17 protein-coding genes are annotated in these 19,096 nt (G+C 72.3%); 7 read left to right on the forward strand and 10 right to left on the reverse strand.

Going from position 1 to position 19,096, the window contains the following annotated elements; translation table 11 throughout:
• Positions 1–26 precede the first annotated feature (26 nt).
• The 3 genes from BM419_RS17345 to BM419_RS32425 are packed head-to-tail and all read left to right on the forward strand — an operon-like array spanning position 27 to position 675.
• Positions 27–206, forward strand: a complete 180-nt coding sequence (locus BM419_RS17345) for a hypothetical protein (protein WP_091927163.1) — start codon at positions 27–29, stop codon at positions 204–206.
• Positions 206–520 (forward strand): hypothetical protein, encoded by a 315-nt coding sequence (locus tag BM419_RS17350; RefSeq protein WP_020093054.1) that lies wholly within the window; start codon positions 206–208, stop codon positions 518–520. The genes BM419_RS17345 and BM419_RS17350 overlap by 1 nt, the downstream gene beginning before the upstream one ends.
• On the forward strand, positions 517–675 hold the full coding sequence (locus tag BM419_RS32425; protein WP_020093053.1) for a hypothetical protein: 159 nt from the start codon (positions 517–519) through the stop codon (positions 673–675). The genes BM419_RS17350 and BM419_RS32425 overlap by 4 nt, the downstream gene beginning before the upstream one ends.
• Positions 676–725: 50 nt before the next feature.
• Here BM419_RS32425 and BM419_RS17355 read toward each other — a convergent pair whose 3' ends face one another.
• Together BM419_RS17355 and typA are read right to left on the reverse strand one after the other, a co-directional pair.
• On the reverse strand, positions 726–959 hold the full coding sequence (locus BM419_RS17355) for an RAG2 PHD domain containing protein (protein WP_082558088.1): 234 nt from the start codon (positions 957–959) through the stop codon (positions 726–728).
• A 166-nt stretch (positions 960–1,125) separates the two neighbouring features.
• Positions 1,126–2,949, reverse strand: a complete 1,824-nt coding sequence (gene typA / locus BM419_RS17360) for a translational GTPase TypA (RefSeq protein ID WP_020093051.1) — start codon at positions 2,947–2,949, stop codon at positions 1,126–1,128.
• A gap of 362 nt (positions 2,950–3,311) precedes the next feature.
• Here typA and BM419_RS17365 point away from each other — a divergent pair, with 362 nt between their 5' ends.
• A complete protein-coding gene (locus BM419_RS17365) occupies positions 3,312–5,972 on the forward strand; it encodes an ABC transporter ATP-binding protein (RefSeq protein WP_091927164.1) in 2,661 nt (886 codons plus the stop codon).
• Positions 5,973–6,049: 77 nt separating this feature from the next.
• Positions 6,050–7,486: a cytochrome P450 gene (locus BM419_RS17370; RefSeq protein WP_091927165.1), complete on the forward strand. Its 1,437-nt coding sequence runs from the start codon at positions 6,050–6,052 to the stop codon at positions 7,484–7,486.
• Here BM419_RS17370 and BM419_RS17375 read toward each other — a convergent pair.
• From BM419_RS17375 to minC (BM419_RS17395), 5 genes are all read right to left on the reverse strand, one after another.
• A complete protein-coding gene (locus tag BM419_RS17375; protein WP_091927166.1) occupies positions 7,476–8,360 on the reverse strand; it encodes an alpha/beta fold hydrolase in 885 nt (294 codons plus the stop codon). The two genes, BM419_RS17370 and BM419_RS17375, sit on opposite strands and share 11 nt — an antisense overlap.
• Positions 8,361–8,522: 162 nt before the next feature.
• Entirely contained in the window at positions 8,523–8,864 is a 342-nt protein-coding gene (minE, locus tag BM419_RS17380; protein ID WP_042672278.1) for a cell division topological specificity factor MinE, read from the reverse strand.
• Positions 8,861–9,676 (reverse strand): septum site-determining protein MinD, encoded by an 816-nt coding sequence (gene minD, locus BM419_RS17385; RefSeq protein ID WP_020093046.1) that lies wholly within the window; start codon positions 9,674–9,676, stop codon positions 8,861–8,863. Before minD ends, minE begins: the two co-directional genes overlap by 4 nt.
• A gap of 13 nt (positions 9,677–9,689) precedes the next feature.
• Positions 9,690–10,418, reverse strand: coding sequence for a septum site-determining protein MinC (gene minC / locus BM419_RS17390; RefSeq protein WP_020093045.1), 729 nt, complete (start codon positions 10,416–10,418; stop codon positions 9,690–9,692).
• Between the two features lie 233 nt (positions 10,419–10,651).
• Positions 10,652–11,320, reverse strand: a complete 669-nt coding sequence (minC, locus tag BM419_RS17395) for a septum site-determining protein MinC (protein ID WP_244540797.1) — start codon at positions 11,318–11,320, stop codon at positions 10,652–10,654.
• 212 nt (positions 11,321–11,532) lie between these two features.
• On the opposite strand from minC (BM419_RS17395), the gene addA reads away from it, so the two are divergent.
• Together addA and trxA are read left to right on the forward strand one after the other, a co-directional pair.
• Positions 11,533–15,030, forward strand: a complete 3,498-nt coding sequence (addA, locus tag BM419_RS17400; RefSeq protein ID WP_091927168.1) for a double-strand break repair helicase AddA — start codon at positions 11,533–11,535, stop codon at positions 15,028–15,030.
• 222 nt (positions 15,031–15,252) lie between these two features.
• On the forward strand, positions 15,253–15,576 hold the full coding sequence (gene trxA / locus BM419_RS17405; protein WP_010682902.1) for a thioredoxin: 324 nt from the start codon (positions 15,253–15,255) through the stop codon (positions 15,574–15,576).
• 123 nt (positions 15,577–15,699) lie between these two features.
• On the opposite strand, the gene BM419_RS17410 is transcribed toward trxA, so the two are convergent.
• From BM419_RS17410 to accD, 3 genes are all read right to left on the reverse strand, one after another.
• Positions 15,700–16,599, reverse strand: coding sequence for an outer membrane protein (locus tag BM419_RS17410; protein WP_091680517.1), 900 nt, complete (start codon positions 16,597–16,599; stop codon positions 15,700–15,702).
• A 232-nt stretch (positions 16,600–16,831) separates the two neighbouring features.
• On the reverse strand, positions 16,832–18,157 hold the full coding sequence (locus tag BM419_RS17415) for a bifunctional folylpolyglutamate synthase/dihydrofolate synthase (RefSeq protein ID WP_020093041.1): 1,326 nt from the start codon (positions 18,155–18,157) through the stop codon (positions 16,832–16,834).
• A gap of 8 nt (positions 18,158–18,165) precedes the next feature.
• Positions 18,166–19,062, reverse strand: a complete 897-nt coding sequence (gene accD, locus BM419_RS17420) for an acetyl-CoA carboxylase, carboxyltransferase subunit beta (RefSeq protein WP_056533173.1) — start codon at positions 19,060–19,062, stop codon at positions 18,166–18,168.
• Positions 19,063–19,096 lie beyond the last annotated feature (34 nt).

Genomic DNA, 19,096 nt, shown 5'->3' on the forward strand with positions numbered 1-19,096 from the left:
CCCCCGAAGAGGCAGAGAGGCGAGCCATGACAGACCAGACCGGACGACCCGCGCGGGAGGGTGCCGAGGCCGCGGTGGCCAACGAGACCGAGACGCCGCGCGAGAAGCTCGGCCATATGGAGGACAAGGCGCGGTCCGACACGGATCTCGGCGAGGCGATCGACCGCGCCACCGCCGCCGTCGGCCAGGACGACGGGAAGCGCTGATGGTCAGGCCGACGAGCGAATCCGGGACCGTCACCCGCAAGCCCGACGACAAGGTCGGTTCGCGCGGGAGCCCGCCCGCCGGGGGCGGCCATCAGACGGCCGATCAGGCGGCGATCACCGACATGGGCTCCGGCGAGGCGCCGCGGACCGAACCGAAGGAGGGATGGGGCGCGGCCGGAGAGCCCGGGCGCGCGCCGCCGGCGGTCGGCGGCTCCTCGGGCGGCCACTCGGACCAGAAGGCCTCGCGGGGTCCGGCCGCCGACACGAAGGTCGCGGGCGGGCACTACCGGGCGGAGCGGGAGAATCGGGAATGACCGAGCGTCGCGAGACCGGCGCGCAGCCGGACAAGCCGAAGAACGTCGCCCCCGACGCGGTCAAGGACCCGAACGAGAAGACGGAGGGCAAGCCCGGCCAGGGGACGCCCGCCGGCGGAACGCAGAACGACGAGACCGATCCCGGGGGCAGCTGACGCGACCGGGATGCCGCCGCGGCGGCATCCCCCGCGCGGCGGCGCGCGGCTCAGGAGAGACGGAAGGGGATCGGCCCGGAAGCCAGCGGGACGTCGCCGGGACGGCAGCCGGTCTCGACGCAGGCGTAGCGGATCGCGTCCTGGCGGCTGCGGAAGATGCCTCCGGCACGCCCACCGGTCTCGACGGCGACCCAGTGACCCTCGCCGTCCTGGCCGACGAGGTATGAGGGCGGCGCGGCGGCGGCCTGCGCGAGCGACGGAAGCGGGTTCAGCGCGACGGGCATCGGTGTCACGGGGTTCACGCGGGCCTCTCGAGTCCGCCCCATCGAAGTATTGCCCCCGGCATAAGGGTTCGATGGGTCCGAGAGCGGCCAGGAATAAGGGCCACATCAGCAACCGGGCCTGAGCGCCCGGTTGCCGGTCGTTCACGATCGGTGACGGTCGCGCGCCTCAGGCGGCGTTCTCCTTCGACCGCTCGGCCCGCTTGCGGTCGTTCGGGTCGAGGATCGCCTTGCGCAGGCGGATCGACTTCGGCGTCACCTCGACGAGCTCGTCGTCCTGGATCCAGGCCAGCGAGCGCTCCAGGGTCATCCGGATCGGCGGAGTGAGGCGCACGGCCTCGTCCTTCGAGGTGGTGCGGATGTTGGTGAGCTTCTTGCCCTTGAGCACGTTCACCTCGAGGTCGTTCTCGCGGTTGTGCTCGCCGACGATCATGCCCTGGTACACCTTCCAGCCCGGCTCGATCATCATCGGGCCGCGGTCCTCCAGGTTCCACATGGCGTAGGCCACGGCCTCACCCTGGTCGTTGGAGATCAGCACGCCGTTGCGCCGGCCCGGCATCTCGCCCTTGTAGGGCTCGTACGCCTTGAACAGCCGGTTCATGATCGCGGTACCGCGGGTGTCGGTCAGCAGCTCGCCCTGGTAGCCGATCAGGCCGCGGGTCGGGGCGTGGAAGACGAGGCGCAGGCGGTTGCCGCCGGACGGCCGCATCTCCAGCATCTCGGCCTTCCGCTCGGACATCTTCTGGACGACGACGCCGGAATGTTCCTCGTCGACGTCGATCACGACCTCCTCGATCGGCTCCAGCAGGCCGCCGGCCTCGTCGCGCTCGTACACGACCCGCGGCCGCGACACGGCGATCTCGAAGCCCTCGCGGCGCATGGTCTCGATCAGGATCGAGAGCTGCAGCTCGCCGCGGCCCGAGACGTAGAAGCTGTCCTTGTCGGCCGCCTCCTCGATCTTGAGCGTGACGTTGCCCTCGGCCTCCTTGAACAGGCGGTCGCGGATCATGCGGCTCGTGACCTTGTCGCCCTCGGTGCCGGCGAGCGGGCTGTCGTTGACGATGAACGACATCGTCACGGTCGGCGGGTCGATCGGCTGCGCCTGGATCGGGGTCTCGACCTGCGGGTCGCAGAAGGTGTCGGCGACGGTGCCCTTGATCAGACCGGCGATCGACACGATGTCGCCCGCCTCGCCGATGTCGATCGGCGCGCGCTCCAGGCCGCGGAAGGCGAGGATCTTCGACACGCGGCCGGTCTCGACGACCTTGCCGTGACGGTCGAGCACCTTGATCTGCTGGTTCGGCTTCACCGAGCCCGCGGCGATCCGGCCGGTGATGATGCGGCCGAGGAACGGGTTGGCCTCGAGCAGGGTGCCGAGCATCCGGAACGGCCCCTCCTCGGTCCGGGCCGGCGGCACGTGCTTGAGCACGAGGTCGAACAGCGGCTCGAGGCCGACCGACGGGTCCGCGTCCGGGCTGTCGGCCATCCAGCCGTTGCGGCCCGACCCGTAGAGGATCGGGAAGTCGAGCTGCTCGTCGGTGGCGTCGAGGGCGGCGAACAGGTCGAACACCTCGTTCACGACCTCGTTGATCCGCGCGTCCGGACGGTCGACCTTGTTGATCGCCACGATCGGGCGCAGGCCAATCTTGAGCGCCTTGCCGACCACGAACTTGGTCTGGGGCATCGGCCCCTCGGCGGCGTCCACCAGCACGATCACGCCGTCGACCATCGACAGGATGCGCTCGACCTCACCGCCGAAATCGGCGTGGCCGGGGGTGTCGACGATGTTGACGCGGGTGTCCTTCCAGACGACCGAGGTCGCCTTGGCGAGGATCGTGATGCCACGCTCCTTCTCGAGGTCGTTCGAGTCCATCGCCCGCTCCTCGACCCGCTGATTCTCGCGGAAGGTGCCGGACTGGGCCAGCAGCTTGTCGACGAGGGTCGTCTTGCCGTGGTCGACGTGAGCGATGATGGCGATGTTGCGCAGTTTCATGGCGGCCCGAAACGGGTTGTGCCGGCTCCCTGGCGGCCGCGCGGCGCGGCCGTCCGCGCCGGTTCAGGTACGGAGTCGTGGTGGTTGCGTCGCAATATAAGGACGCGCGCGCTTGGGCAAGGCCGCTGAAGTCATGGGGGCCTCGCGTGACCGGGATTGCTGGGGGAAGATCGGCGTCGGGATCCGGCGCCGAGTGCCCTATATGACGGCGCGATGACACCGCGGCCGGCGGGAATCCGCGCCTATCGGGCTGTATTGGATGAAACCGGATCCCTCGGGTAGCGTATCGACCAGGATCAGGCGTCCGGCTGCGGCGATTCGGCCGTCGGGCCGCCAGGGCGGGCTTTCGTCGGAAGGACACGATGCGCGCGCTTGAGCCGCGGCTGTTCCCGTATATCTGGCGCTACTCCAAGGTCGCGCAGCTCCGGATCTGCGCCGTCGTGCTGGCGTCGCTCCCGTTCTATTTCGCCTCGCTCGACCTGCCGAAGCGCATCGTCAACGACGCGATCACGGGGAAGGCCTACGCGCACGGCGAGGCGACCGCGCCGTTCCTCGAGCTCACCGTCGAGTGGCCCGCCTTCCTGGGCGGCGGCAAGACGCACCTGTTCGAGGGGTTCCAGCTCGACCGGTTCGAGCTGCTGCTCAGCCTGTCGACGCTGTTCCTCAGCCTCGTCCTGATCAACGGCGCGTTCAAGTTCTGGATCAACCTCCAGAAGGGCATTCTCGGCGAGCGGATGCTGCGCCGCCTGCGGTTCCAGCTGTTCTCGCTGATGCTGCGCTTCTCCCCGGAGACGCAGCGGGAGGTGAAATCCTCCGAGACCGCGACGATCATCCGGGACGAGGTCGAGCCGATCGGCTCCTTCATCGGCGACGCGATCGTGGTGCCGGTGTTCCTGGGCACGCAGGCCGCGACGGCGCTGGCCTTCATCATGATGCAGAACATCTGGCTCGGCATCGCGGCCGGCGGCATGGTCGCCGTGCAGATGACCGTCATCCCGCGGCTGCGGCGGGAGATCATCCGTCTCAGCCGCCAGCGCCAGATCGCGTCCCGCGCCCTGGCCGGGCGCGTCGCCGAGGTGCTCGACGGCCTGCAGGCGGTGACGCTGAACGACACCGGCCGCTGGGAACGCGCGGAGATCGGCGGCCGCCTCTACCGGCTCTACGACCTGCGCCTGCGGATCTACCGCCGCAAGTTCGCGGTCAAATACCTCAACAACCTGCTCGCGCAGGTGACGCCGTTCCTGTTCTACGCGATCGGCGGCTACTTCGCCCTGAAGGGCCAGCTCGACATCGGCCAGCTCGTGGCGGTCCTGGCCGCCTACCGGGACCTGCCGCCGCCCCTCAAGGAGCTGATCGACTGGGATCAGCAGCGCCTCGACGTCGAGGTCAAGTACGAGACCGTGGCGGCGCATTTCGGCCCGCAGCGCCTCCTGCCGGCCGAGCACGAATCCGAGCGCGCGGCGCCCCGGCTCGGCGGGCCGCTGCGGCTGGAGGGCCTGCAACTGCGCGATCCGCAGGGCGGCTCCCTGATCGAGGTCGGCGACGCGGAGGTGCGCCTCCCCGGGCAGGTCGCCCTGGTCCCGCCCGGGGCGATCGCGCAGGAATTCGTCCGCGTGCTCGCCGGGCTCCAGTCGCCGCCCGGGGGCACGGTCCGGATCGGCGAGCACGACCTCTCGACGCTGCCGCGCCGCGACCACGCGCGGCGCATCGCCTACGCGGGCGTCCAGCCCGTGCTGTTCCCCGGGACGCTGCGCGACAACGTCCTCTACGGGCTGCGCGTGCACCCGCTGCGCACCAAGAGCCTCGACCTCAGCAAGGCGCGGATCAACGAGGCGGTGAAGACCGGCAACCCCTGCGACAGCGTCGAGGACCCCTGGATCGACTTCAAGCGCCTCGGCGTCCGGGATGCCGACGAGCTCGACGAGCGCCTGCTCGACCTGCTCGGCCGGCTCGACCTCGGCGACGAGCTCTACCGGTTCGGGCTCGGCGCCCTGAGTTCGGTCGCCCACGACACGCCGGTGGGCCAGCGCATGATCGCGGCGCGGGAGCACCTGCGCGAGCATTTCGCCCAGAAGGGTCTCGCCGACCTCGTGATCCCCTTCGCCCGGGGCCACTACAACGAGCAGGCCACCGTCGGGGAGAACCTGCTGTTCGGCGTCCCCCGCGACCCGACGCTGACGGATCCGCGCCGCCTCGCCGGCGTCCCCCTGTTCCGCGACGCGCTGGAGAAGGTGAAGCTCCTCGACGAGCTCGACCGGATGGGCGTCGCCATCGCCAGCAACCTCAAGGACATCTTCGCCGACGTGCCGCCGGGCCACCCGCTGTTCCGGCGGTTCTCGCTGATCACCCCGGACGCGCTGCCCGACTACCTGCGCCGGCTCGCGCGCCTGCCCGAGGACGGGCGGCTGAGCGAGACCGACAGCGTGGCCTTCCTGGCGCTGGCCCTCGCCTATGTCGAGCCGCGGATGCGCTTCGGGCTGCTCGACGAGACCCTCGCCAAGCGCATGGTCGGCGCGCGGGCGGTCGTGCAGGGCTTCATGCACGGCGACGACGGCTGCGACGTCGAATCCTACGACCCCAACCGGATCAACCCGCGCAGCACCGTCCTCGACAACCTGCTGTTCGGCCGCATCGACACGGCGCGGATGCACGGCGAGGCGCTGATCCAGAAGGAGGCCCGCGCGGTGTTCCGGGAGTTCGACCTGGAGCGGCCGATCCAGCGGCGCGGCCTCGAGAAGGAGGTCGGCAACCGCGGGCAGGCGCTCGCCGAGCGCGTGCGGGTGCGGGTCGGCCTCGCGCGGGCGATCCTGCGCGAGCCGGAGATCCTCGTGGTCGACCGGGTGGACGAGCACCTGGAGCGGGGCGTCGACACGCTGCTCGACGTGACCGAGACCGCCCTGCCCCGGGCGAGCCTCGTGGCGAGCCTGTCGCCGGAATCCGACCCGGCCCGGTTCCCCGCGCGCCTGCCGATCCAGAGTGCCGACCGGAGTGCCGAAGCGCGCCTGCGCGCGGCGGCGGAATGACGTAAGCGTGACCGGTCCGCGCGGGGCGCGGCCGGCGGTTTACAGGGCTGCCCGTCTCCGGCACAGGATGGCACCCCATGCCAACATTCTCGGACGCCACCGCGACCCCGGACCGGACGATCCCGAGCCTCGCCGGGACGCCGCGCGTGGTGCCGCCGCACCGCGCCCCGCCCGAGCGCGAGCTGCCGCTGCCCGCCTACCTGCGGTCGATCCGCGACAACGCGCTCGCGGGCTTCCCCCGGCGCGCCTTCGAGGAGCCGGTCACCCGCCGGGGCCTGCTCGGGCGGTCGAGCTTCGTGCTGAACGACCCCGAGGCGATCCGCCGGGTGCTCGTCGAGAATCAGGCGAACTACGCCCGCACCACCGGGACGACCCGCATCCTGCGCCCGATCCTCGGTGACGGGCTCCTGATCAGCGAGGGCTCGGCGTGGCGGCACCAGCGGCGCACCCTGGCGCCGGCCTTCACGCCGCGGGCGATCGACGGCCTCGTGCCCCACATCGCCGCCGCCGTGACCGACGGGATGGAGCGCATCGCCGCCGAGGCCGCAGCGGGGCCGGTCGACCTGTTCACGTCCTTCTACCGGCTCGCCCTCGAGATCGCCGGGCGCGCCATGTTCTCGGTGGGGATGGACCAGCACGGCGCCGAGCTGCGCCAGTTCATCGCCGAGTACGCCGAGCGGATGGGGCGGCCGCACCTCCTCGACATCGTCACCCCCCCGGGCTGGCCGGTGCCCCTCGACTGGTCGCGCCGCCGCTTCCGGCGCCGGTGGATCCCGTTCCTCGACCGGATCATCGCGGCGCGCCGGGGGGCCGAGGGGGACAGGTCCCGCTCGGGCGATTTGCTCGACCTGCTCGCGGCCGCGCGCAATCCCGATACCGGCGCCGCCTTCACGCCCGACGAGCTGCGCGACCAGGTCGCCACCATGATCCTGGCGGGCCACGAGACCACGGCCGGCACGCTGTTCTGGGCGGCCTACCTGCTGGCCCTCGCCCCGGAGGTGCAGGAGCGGGTCGCCGCCGAGGCGCGGGCCGCCGACCTCGCCGACCCCACCGGCTGCCAGAGCGACGGGCGGCTGCCGCTCACCCGCGCGGTGATCGACGAGACCCTGCGCCTGTACCCGGCGGCCTTCGTGGTCGTCCGGCGGGCGCTGGGCCCGGACACAGTGGCGGGTCACGCCGTGAAGGCGAGCGACATCGTTATGGTGAGCCCCTGGGTGCTGCACCGCCACCGGTCGCTCTGGCCGGACCCGGACGCGTTCGATCCGGGCCGCTTCCTGCCCGGCGCCCAGGCCCCGCGGCGCTTCGCCTACCTGCCCTTCGGGGCCGGCCCGCGGGTCTGCATCGGCGCGCAGTTCGCCCTGAGCGAGGCCGTCCTCTCCCTGGCGCGGGTGCTCCAGCGGTTCCGGCTGGTGCTCGACGAGCGCGAGCCGGTGCTGCCCCAGGCGGTCGTGACGACCCAGCCCGATCGCCCGGCGCGCTTCCGGCTGATTCCCCGCGCGCCGGTCAGCCCCTGATCCCGGTGATCGTCGCCGAGATCGCCCGGGGGTCGCGCATCGGCCAGCGGCCGCTCTCCACCTGCGCCAGGAAGTCGTCCAGCAGGCGGTTGTAGGCGTCGGGCTCCTCGACCGAGAGGGCGTGGCCGGTATTGGGCAGCATGGCGAGGGCGGCGGAGGGGATGACCCGCTTGAGCATCAGGCTCGGGGTGAGGCAGGGCCAGTCCTCGTCGCCGGCAACGATCAGGGTCGGGACGGTCATGCGCCCCAGCTCGTCCGTGAGATCGTAGAGCGACGGCCGCCCCTTCTGCACGCCGGCCTGGGTGTTGGCCGAGCCGAGGGCCGAATGCTCGGCGAGCATCCGCCTGAACTCGGCGTGCCCGCGCGGGTCCTTGGTCTCGAACTGCACCCGCGTCGGCCCGACGGCGTAGCGCTCCGCGAAGGCCGCCATGCCGTCGCGGAGGAGCATCGCGGCGGTGGCGTCCGCCTCGGCGCGGAACAGCGCCTGCCGCTCGGGCTCCGCGCCGTAGCCGCAGCCGCCGAGGCAGAGCGACAGCGCGCGGTCGGGGTGCCGCAGGCCGAAATGCAGGGTCGCGAAGGCACCCATGGAGATGCCGGCGACGTGGGCCTTCGGCGCGCCGAGATGGTCAAGGACGGCCAGGATGTCGTCGGCGGCGCGCGCCTGCGCGTAGGCCGAGACGGCCTCCGGAACGTCGGAGGGCGGGTAGCCCCGGGCGTTGAACGCGACCGCGCGGTAGCGCCGGCCGAAATGGCGCAGCTGCGCCTCGTAGCTGCGGTGATCGCCGGCGAACTCGTGGACGAAGATCAGCGGCGTCCCCTGGCCGCTCTCCTCGTAGTGGAGCCGTATCCCGTCGTCAGTCGTGGCGCTCGGCATGGCGATCCTCTCATCGGCCTCCCCCGGGTTTCCGAGATGGCGCGACGGGGCGCCCGGTCGAGAGTCGGGACCGGAGTTCGTGGAAGGAACGACGAAGCCGCACCCGGCGGACCGGGCGCGGCGCGTGGATCTCCGTGCCGGCGGGGACGCTCCCCGCCCGGCTCAAGCGGCCTTCTTGGAGGAGGCCGGCTTGGCGGCCCCCTTCTTGGCGGCGACCTCGGCGAGCTTCGCGGCCAGCTTGGCGTCGAGCTTGCCCGAGGCACCGAGCGGAAGCTCGATGTCGAGGCCGAGGGTCGAGACACCCTCGCCGCGCTCCAGGGTGACCTTCACCTTGTCGGGCTCCACCGCGACGTGGTTGGCGATCACCGCCAGGATCTCCTCCCGGAGCTGGATCACGAGGTCGGGGCGACCCGACTCCGCGCGCTCGTGGGCGAGGATCAGCTGCAGGCGGTCGCGGGCGACCGCGCCGGAGCTGCGCTTCTGGAACAGTCCCAGGATGCTCACGCCGCCCTCCGCATGAACAGCTTGTCGAGGAAGGACTTGCGCTCGACCGGCAGGCTCATCGGCACGGACTCGCCCTTGAGCCGGCGGGCCGCGTCGGCATAGGCCCGCGCCGGGGCGCAGAGCGGGTTGTTCAGCGTCACCGGGCAGCCGAGGTTCGAGGCGCGCAGCACCTCCTGGCTCTCCGGGATGATCGCGAGCAGCGGGATCGACAGGATGTCGAGCACGTCCTCGGTCTTGAGCATGTCGCCGCGGTCGGCCCGCATCGGGTCGTAGCGGGTGAGGATCAGGTGCTTCTCGATGTCCTCGCCCTTCTCCGCCTTGGCGGTCTTGGAATCGAGGAGGCCGATGATCCGGTCGGAGTCGCGCACCGAGGAGACCTCGGGGTTGGTCACGACCACTGCCACGTCGGCGTGGTGCATGGCGAGCTGGGCGCCGCGCTCGATGCCGGCGGGGGAATCGCAGATCACCCAATCGAACTTCGCGCGCAGCTCGTCCATCACCCGGGCCACGCCCTCATCGGTGAGCGCGTCCTTGTCGCGGGTCTGCGAGGCCGGCAGCAGGTGCAGGGTCTCGAGCCGCTTGTCCTTGATCAGCGCCTGCGGGAGCTTGGCGTCGCCGTTGACCACGTTGATGAGGTCGTAGACGACCCGGCGCTCGGCGCCCATGACGAGGTCGAGGTTGCGCAGGCCGACGTCGAAGTCGACGACGCACACGCTCTGCCCGCCCTGGGCCAGGGCCGCTCCGAGGGCCGCGGTCGTCGTCGTCTTGCCGACGCCGCCCTTGCCCGATGTGACGACGAGAACCTTTGCCACGCGTCGATCTCCCTTAATCCAGGCTTGCCATTCGGATGTTGCCGCCATCGAGCCAGACCTGGGCGGCCTTGCCGCGCAGGGCCGTGCCCATGTCCTCCGCCGTCCGCACGAGGCGGTCGATCCCCAGCAACTCGGGTTCGAATTTGCGGCAGTAGATTCGTGCGCGCGGGTTGCGCGCGGCTCCGGCGATCGCGCGACCGCGCAGGGCGCCGTAGACGTGGATGGAGCCGCCGGCCAGGATCTCTGCCCCGGAGGAGACGGACCCCATCACGGTCACGTCGCCGGTCGGGTTGATGACGCTCTGTCCGGAGCGGACCGAGCCCTCGACGGTGATCGAGGTGACCACCTGCGGCTCCGGCTCGGCCGGGACGCTCGGGATCTCGATCGTCTCGGACGGGTGCCCCTTGACCAGCAGCGGCGGCAGGCCGTCCACCACCGCGTCGGCCCCCTCGATGCCCAGGACCGCGATGCCGCGGGCCTTGAGCTCGTTCATGAGCGTCTCGAGCGCGTCCGGCTCGGGCTTGAGCTGGGCGCAGTCCAGGATGACGGCCCGGCCTTTCAGCAGGGTCGGCGAGCGCTTGAGCGCCGCGTCGAGGCCCGCGAGCCACTCGGGGAGCGGCGGCTCGGGGGAGAGGGCCAGGGCCTTGAAAGCCCGCCCGCGCAGGCTGAGCGGCCGGGGCGCGGAAGGAGCCGCCGCTGTGGCGGTCTCCGGGTCGATCGGCTCGGGGAGGGTGTCGCTCATGTCCGCCCGTTAAGAGTCCTTACCGGACCATTGACGGCGGGTATGGTTACCGAAGGGTTAAGTTTCTGATCCGGTCGGCAAATTCTGCCGGGATCCTTGTATCGGGGCAGCGGAGGACGGTCTCACGCCCTCGGCCGCGAAGGTCGCGGGGGGATCGGCCTCGGTCACCGCGGGTTCCGCGGGGACGGGAAAGTTCGTTAACCGACGGCCCGGACGGCACCGTCGGGCCCCCCTCAACCTCGCTCGAACAGGCTGAGCTTGATCGAGTCCTCCAAGAGTCGCACCTCCACGGCCTGCCCTCGGAAGGCCGGGTCGAGGTCGTCGGCGGCGCGGTAGAGACCGTCGATCGCGACCAGCTCCGGCTCGAACCGCCGGCACCAGATCCGCGCCGTCGGGTTGCCGGCTGCGCCCGCGATCGCGCGGCCGCGCAGGGCGCCGTAGACGTGGATCGAGCCGCCCGCGATGACCTCGGCGCCCGACGCCACGGCGCCCAGCACCGTGACGTCGCCCTCGAGGTGCAGGACGGTCTGGCCGGAGCGCACGGGCGCGTCGAGGATCAGCGAGCGGGCCGTCTCTCTGGCCTGCGGCTCGGCCGGCGCGGGCACGTCCGCGGCCGACTCGTCCGGGGCGGCGATCTCCCCCGCGGGGCGCCCGCCCGACAGGGCCGGCGGGGTCGCGGAATCCAGGAGCGACGGCGCCGCGCCCTCGATCCCCAGGATCGGGATGTTGCGGGCGGCCAGCTCGGCGAGCAGACCGTCGAGATCCTCGCGGTTGAGCCGCAATCCGGACAGGTCGAGGATCACCGGCCGGCCGGCGAAGAAGTTCGGGGCACGGCGGTTGAGGGCGTCGAGGTCGCCGAACCAGTCGGCGACCGGGGGGATCGGCGCCAGGACGGTGGCCATGAAGGAGCGGCCGCGGAAGCGGATCGGCGGGCGCGCCGGCTCGGATGTCGGCTGGGTCACGGGCGTGTTCGGTGTGCGCGGAAGGGATCGTCTGCATCCATGGGACGGCGCCGCGCCCGGGGCAATCCCGCGAGGGCCGGTGTGACGCCTTGGCGGGCCCGCGGGCGCGTTTCTGTTGTAGAGAGAGCCGGCAGCCGAGCCGGACCGGACCGTTGAGCAGCGTCACCCCGCACGCCCCCGCCCCCTTCGTCGTCGACGACCTGACCCGCGCCAACCAGCGTCGGGCGGCCGACCCGCGCGCCTCCGCCTGGGTCTCGGCCAATGCCGGCGCGGGCAAGACCAAGGTCCTCACCGACCGGGTGGTCCGGCTGCTCCTCGACGAGGCGCCGCCCGGCCGGATCCTCTGCCTGACCTTCACCAAGGCCGCCGCGGCCAACATGGCGATCCGCGTCTTCCGGCTGCTCGGCCGCTGGGTCACGCTGGACGACGAGACCCTCGCCGCCGAACTCGCCGAGCTCACCGGCGAGCGCGCCGGGCCCGAGCGCCTGCGCCTGGCGCGCCGCCTCTTCGCCCGGGCGGTCGAGACGCCGGGCGGCCTCAAGATCGAGACGCTGCACGCCCTGTGCGAGCGGCTGCTCCACATGTTCCCCTTCGAGGCGAACGTGCCGGCCCGCTTCGTGGTGCTCGACGAGGCCAAGGCCCGGGAACTGTTCGACATCGAGATGGCCAACGTCCTGGCCGACGCCGTCGCGAACGGCGACACGCCGCTCAGCGCGGCCCTCGCGCGGGTCACGCCGGAAGCCACGGGCGACACCCTGCGGGCGGCGATCCGGGCGGCCATGCGGGCGCGGAGCTTCATCGGCGACGCCGCCGGCCTGGAGCGGGCCTTCGGGCGGCTGCACGGGGCGCTGGGGCTGGCGGCCGAGGAATCCGCCGAGCGGATCGAGGCCGGGATCCTCGAGGGCGGTCCCGGGTGCCGCCCGGAGGAGCGCGCCGCGCTGGTCGCGGCGCTGCGCACCGGCAAGGCCAACGACGAGAAGCTCGCCGACGCGCTCGAAGCCGCCGAGGCCGAGCGGCTCCGCTCCGCGGACCTTCCCGACCGGGCCGAGGCGCTCGCGCTCTATCGCGCGGTCTTCTTCACCCAGAAGGACGAGCCCAAGGCCGACAGCAGCCTCGGGACCAAGGGCGTGCCGGCCGGCGCCAAGGCGGCGCTGCTCGCCGAGCGGGACCGGCTGGATCCTCTGTTCGACCGCCTGCGCGCCGCCCGGGCCCACGCCCGCACGCAGGCGCTGTTCCAGATCGCCGCCGAGATCCACCGCCGCGTCGAGGCGCAGAAGGCGCGCCTCGGCGCCCTCGACTTCGACGACCTGATCCACAAGGCGCTGGACCTGCTCGGCCGCGTCGGCGCCGGCTGGGTCCTGTACAAGCTCGACCGCGGCATCGACCACGTCCTCGTCGACGAGGCGCAGGACACGAATCCGGAGCAGTGGGCGATCCTGCGGGCGATCACGCAGGAATTCGCCGCCGGCGAGGGCGCGCGGTCCGGCAGCCGCACGCGCTTCGCGGTGGGCGACCCCAAGCAGTCGATCTACGGCTTCCAGGGCGCGGAGCCGCGGGAATTCGCCCTGACCCGCGCGTCCTGGATCGCGGAATCGCGCTCGGCCGGACTGACCTTCGAGGACGTGCCGCTCACCCTGTCGTTCCGCTCGACCGGCCTCGTCCTGCGCGCCGTCGACGCGGTCTTCGCCCTCGACGCCCACAACGAGGGCCTGTCGTTCGAGGACACGGTGCGCACGACCGTGCACGCCAGCGCCCGGCCGGGCGCGCCCGGCGCCGTCGAGCTGTGGCCGATCGCCGAGCCTGAGCCGGCCGCGGAGCCCGATGCCTGGACCGCCCCCGTGGACGCGCCCGAGACCAGCGCTCCCGCGATCGTCACCGCCCGGCGAGTGGCGCAGGCGGTGCGCGCCTGGACCACCGCGGGGGACGCGACCGGCCGGATCTGGCGCCCCGGGGACGTCCTGATCCTGGTCCGGAAGCGCGGGCCGGCCTTCGAGGAGGTGATCCGCGCCCTGAAGGGGCTCAGCGTCCCGGTCGCCGGGCAGGACCGGCTCGAGGTCTCCGCCCACATCGCGGTGGCCGACCTGGTCGCCGCCGGCCGGGCGGGCCTCCTGCCGGCCGACGACCTGACCCTCGCCACCGCCCTCAAGACGCCGCTCGTCGGCCTCACCGACGACGACCTCGTGCGGATCGCCGCCCGCCGCGACCTCGCCGAGACCCTGGAGGATGCCCTGCACCGCCACGCCGCGGCGGGCGACGCGGCCGCGCGGCGCGGGCTCGAGGCCCTGTCGGGCTGGATCGCCCTGGCGGGGCTCCACGGCCCGTTCGGCTTCTACGCCCGGCTCCTCGGGCCGCAGGGCGGCCGGGCCAAGCTGGTCGCCCGCCTCGGCGGCGAGGCCGGGGACGCGATCGACGTGTTCCTCGCCGCCGCCGCCCAGGCCGAGACCGGCGAGGACGCTCCGTCGCTGGGCGGCTTCCTCGCCCGCTACGTCGGGGCCGAGGCCGGCCACACGGTCAAGCGCGACCTCGAATCGGGCCGCGACGAGGTCCGGGTCATGACGGTCCACGGCGCTAAGGGCCTGGAGGCGCCGGTCGTGGTGATCCTCGACGGGTGCGAGCCCCTCGGCCGCAACGATCCGCCCCTGCTGCCGCTCCCGGCGACGGAGATCGCGCTCCCGCCGGTCTGGTCGGGCGGGCGGACGCAGGACTGCGCCGCCACCGACGCGGCGCGGGCGGCCCTGCTCGCCAAGGCCCGGCAGGAGCACAACCGCCTGCTCTACGTCGCCATGACCCGCGCGGCCGACCGGCTGATCGTGGCGCCCTTCCGCGGCCATGAGCGCGAGACCGAGGCGGCGTGGTGCCGGATGATCCAGGCCGGCTTGGAGGCGGCACTCGGCGCCGGCCGGGCGCTGGAACTCCCCTACGGGCCCGCGACCCTCTGGCAGGACGGCGCCCCGCCGGATCCCGCCCCCGCCGCGGGTGCCGCGTCGGCCAGAGCGGAGGCCGGGCCGGAGCCCGACTGGCTGCGCGGCCCGGTGCCGCCGGAACCGACCCCCGAGGCCCTGAACCCGTCCGGCGCCCTGCAGGCGGCGGACGGAACGCGCGTGCCGCCGCCGCGCCTCGCCGACGCGCAGGCCCGGCGCCGCGGGATCCTGACACACGCCCTGCTGCAGCACCTGCCCCGGGTCGAGCCGGACCGCCGGGAGACGGCCGGGCGCGCCTTCGTGCAGGCCCGGGCGCCCGGTCTGCCGCGCGCGGCCGCTCCCGCGATCGTCCGGTCGGTCCTCCGGATCATCGACGCCCCCGACCTCGCGCCGCTCTTCGCCCGGGACGCCCGCGCGGAGGTGGCGCTGTCGGGGCGTGTCCGTGCCGGCGGGGCAGAGAGGGTGGTCCAGGGGCGCGTCGACCGCCTCGCCGTGACGGCGGACACGGTGCACCTCGCCGACTTCAAGACCGGGCGGCCGCCCGAGCCCGGCGCGCCGCTGCCGGCCGCGGAGGCCGGCCAGATCGCCCTCTACGCGCGCCTCCTCGCGCAGATCTACCCGGGCCGGACGATCCGGCCGATTCTCGTCTGGACCTCGGGGCCGGTGATCCGCGCCCTCGATTCCGACGACGTCGCGACGGCCCTGGACCGGATCGGGATCGAGGCGTGACCCGTGCCCCGGGGCGCGTGCCCGGAAGCGGTCCGCATGCGCCAGCGCACGTCGCGGTGGGGCGATTCACCGAGAGAGCCGTGCGTCTCGGGCACCCCCGCCCTCCCCCGGCGACCGGACTTCTTGACCGGGCGCCGGGCCGTCGCCAATTCTGACCGGACCGCGCGGGCCTCTGCCCGTTCGACGCCGCCCGACGGGCGGCGGATTCCGAAAGGTGACGTTATGGCGACGGTGAAAGTAACCGACGCGAGCTTCGAGCAGGACGTTCTCAAGTCCGCCGAGCCCGTCGTGGTGGATTTCTGGGCGGAGTGGTGCGGCCCCTGCCGTCAGATCGGCCCGGCCCTCGAGGAGATCGCGACCGACCTGCAGGGCAAGGTGAAGATCGCCAAGGTCAACGTCGACGAGAACCCGCAGATCGCCGCCCAGTACGGCATCCGCTCGATCCCGACGCTGCTGCTCTTCAAGAACGGCGAGCGCGTGGACCAGAAGGTCGGCGCCGCCCCGAAGGGCGACCTGTCGCGCTGGATCGGCGCCCAGACCGCCTGAACCGGCCACACGGTTCCGAACGACAAAAAGAAAGCCCGGCCGCGAGGCCGGGCTTTCTCGGTTTCGAGCCCAAGTTTTTTACTTCGGGATCCCGGTGCTTGGCCCGGGATCCCGTATTCCGTCTCAGTACGAGCCAAACTTGTAGTTCAGGCCGGCGCGGACGACGGCGAAGGCGTTCTCGTTCCGGCTGGCGCCGGCGAGCGAGTACACCGGCACGAGGCCGACCGGGGAGATCGCAGCACCAACCAGCGGCGCCTGGGCGCGGCCGTTGTTGTTGTCGAGGTTCACGTACAGACCTTCGACCTTCAGCGTGACGGCCGAAGAGCGGAAGAAGTTCAGGAACGAGTCGGTGGGCAGGGCGTACTCGACACCGCCGCCGACCGTCCAGCCGGTCTTGAAGTCGTTCCGGCGGCCGGCGAAGTTCTGCAGGCCGACGCGAGCGCCGTCATCCGTGCCGGTGGCGTAGGCGAAACCGCCGGTGGCGTACACGAGGGTCCGGTCGAAGGCCCAGCCGAGACGACCGCGGACGGTGCCGAAGAAGTCGATGGTGTTGAGCGTGCCGTTGACCGGAATGAAGCCCGGGTTGATCGCCACGGCGTTGGTGGCGAAGCGGGCGCGACGGCCGAAGTCGAGGTACTGGGCGTCAGCCTCGAAGCCGATCACGGCGCCGGAGCCCGGGGTCAGCTGCCAGTTGTAGCCGACCTGGCCACCGCCCGAGAAACCCTCACGGCTGTCGTTGCTGTAGACCAGCGACGAGCCGTTCGGCAGCAGGGCCTGGTAGGGGACGAGACCGCCCGGAACCAGAGCGACCGGGTTGCCGGGCGTCTGGACGAAGCCGCGGGTGGAGTTGCTGCTGGCGTCGAACGCGTAGCCGGCGTTGATACCGAAGTAGGCGCCGGTCCAGGTGAACACCGGAACGGGGGTGAACACCGGCGGCGGCGCGGCGCGGCGCGGCAGGTCGGCGGCCGAAGCGGCGGCCGTGAGCGCGGTGAACGCCGCGAGAGAGGTGAGAAGCTTCTTCATTACTGTGATCCCCAGCATAAGCCCGATCGCCGGTGAAACTATGCGATCGGGCCCCGCGAGGATGTAGCTTAGCTGCCACAGCGGGAGGAAAGCGTGGCCGTGGACGGGTGTCCGTCCGGGCGATTGCGGCGATTCGACGGATTTTCGAATGCAGAATCCGGATTTCACAGGTCTCCGGTTCCCGGCCACTTGATACAGCGGCCGCGCGCGGCGCTCCCAGACTGGAGACGACTCAGACCGGCGGCGTGTCGTTGGCGGCGAGAACCATGCCGGCCAAGTAGAGCGATCCGCAGATCAGGATTCGCGGCGGGCGCTCGAAGGCGATGTCCCGCACGAGGGCGAGGGCCGCCTCGATGCTCGGCGCCGCGTAGGTCTTGAGGCCGACATCCTCGCCGATCCGGGCCACCTCCTCGGCCGGGCGCGCGGCCATGGTCCCGGTGATCGGGACGGCCACCAGGGCCCGGGCCAGGCCCACGAAGTTGCGCAGGAACCCGTCAGCGTCCTTCGTGCCGAGCAGGCCGACCACGAGGACGAGCGGCACGTCGCTCTTCTCGCCGAGATCCGCCATGGCGGCCGCGAGGATCCGGCCGCCGTCGATGTTGTGGCCGCCGTCGAGCCACAGCTCGGTGCCGGCATCGAGCTGGGCGGCCAGCCGGCCGCGGCCGAGGCGCTGCAGCCGGCCCGGCCACTCGACCTCGGTCAGGCCCCGCTCCAGGGCCGCGATCCCGATGTCGCCGAACCCGGCGGCGCGCAGCGCGGTGATCGCGGTTCCGGCGTTGACCAGCTGGTGGCGCCCGGCGAGGCGCGGCCGCGGGAGGTCGAACAGGTCGGTCTCGTCCTGGTAGACGAGCCGGCCGCGCTCCTCGTGCACGGAGAAGTCCTGGTTGCCCACCAGCACGGGCCCGGCCCCGAGGGCTTCCGCGCGCCGGCAGAGGACGGCGTCGGCCTCGGCGTAGTCCTGGGCGGCGATCACCGCCGGGCAGCCGCGCTTGAAGATCCCGGCCTTCTCGGTCGCGACCGACTCGACCGTGTCGCCGAGATACTCGGCATGGTCGCGGCCGATCGGCGTCACCACCGCGCAGGCCGGCCGGTCGATGACGTTGGTGGCGTCGAGCCGGCCCCCGAGGCCGACCTCCAAGAGCAGGACGTCGGCCGGGCTCTCCGAGAAGAGCAGGAACGCCGCGGCCGTGGTGATCTCGAACATCGTGATCGGCTCGCCGGCATTGGCGCTCTCGCAGCGCGCGAAGGCGTCGGCCAGCCGGTCCTCGTCCACGAAATGCCCGCCGCCGATCCCGCCGATGCGGATCCGCTCGTGGAAGCGGACGAGGTGCGGGGAGGTGTAGACGTGGGCGGCCAGGCCCCCGGCCTCCAGGATCGACCGCATGAACGCGATGGTCGAGCCCTTGCCGTTGGTGCCGGCCACGTGGATCACGGGCGGCAGGCGGCGCTCGGGATGGTTGAGCCGCGCGAGCAGCCGCTCGATGCGCCCGAGCGACAGGTCGATGGTGCGGGGGTGGAGCGCCAGGAAGCGCGCCATCAGGGCGTCGGACGAGGCCATCGCCGGGCTCAGGCCGCCTCGGAGGCCGCGGCCGGCGCGCCGGCCTGGGACACGTTGGTCAGGAGGCTGCAGAGACGCGTGATCGTCTCCTTGAGCTGGTGCCGGTGGACCACCTGATCGACCATGCCGTGCTCGCGCAGGTACTCCGCCCGCTGGAAGCCGTCGGGCAGCTTCTCGCGGATCGTCTGCTCGATCACCCGCGGTCCCGCGAAGCAGATCAGCGCGCCGGGCTCGGCGAGGTGGACGTCGCCCAGCATCGCGTAGGAGGCGGTGACGCCGCCCGTGGTCGGGTTCGTCAGCACCACGATGTAGGGGAGCCGGGCCGCGTTGAGCCGGCGCACCGCCACGGTGGTCCGCGGCATCTGCATCAGCGACAGGATCCCCTCCTGCATGCGCGCGCCGCCGGAGGCCGCGAACAGCACGTAGGGCGTGCGCTTCTCCAGCGCCGTCTCGGCGCCGCGCACGAAGGCCTCGCCCGCCGCCATGCCGAGCGACCCGGCCATGAAGCCGAATTCCTGCGCGGCCAGCGTCATCGGCAGGCCGCCGACCCGGCCGAAGCCGATCTTGAACGCGTCCTGCAGGCCGGTCTTGGCCCGGGCCTCCTTGAGCCGGTCGACGTAGCGCTTCTCGTCGCGGAACTTCAGCGGGTCGGGGGTGACCTCGGGCAGGGCCACGTCGATCCACGTGCCCTCGTCGAACATCATCTTCAGGCGCGCCTGGGCGCCCATCTTCAGGTGATGCTCGGATCCGGGAATGACCCAGTGATTGGCCTCCACCTCCTTGTGGAACACCATCTGCCCCGTGTCCGGGCACTTGACCCAGAGATTCTCGGGCGTCTCGCGCTTGAACAAGGTCTTGATCCGGGGGCGCACCACCTCCGAGATCCAGTTCATCGGTTCGACCATCGACTTGCGTCCGTCCGCTTCAAGCCCGCGCAGA

The organism is Methylobacterium sp. yr668 (assembly GCF_900116245.1).
In the GTDB taxonomy this organism is placed as follows: Bacteria; Pseudomonadota; Alphaproteobacteria; order Rhizobiales; family Beijerinckiaceae; genus Methylobacterium.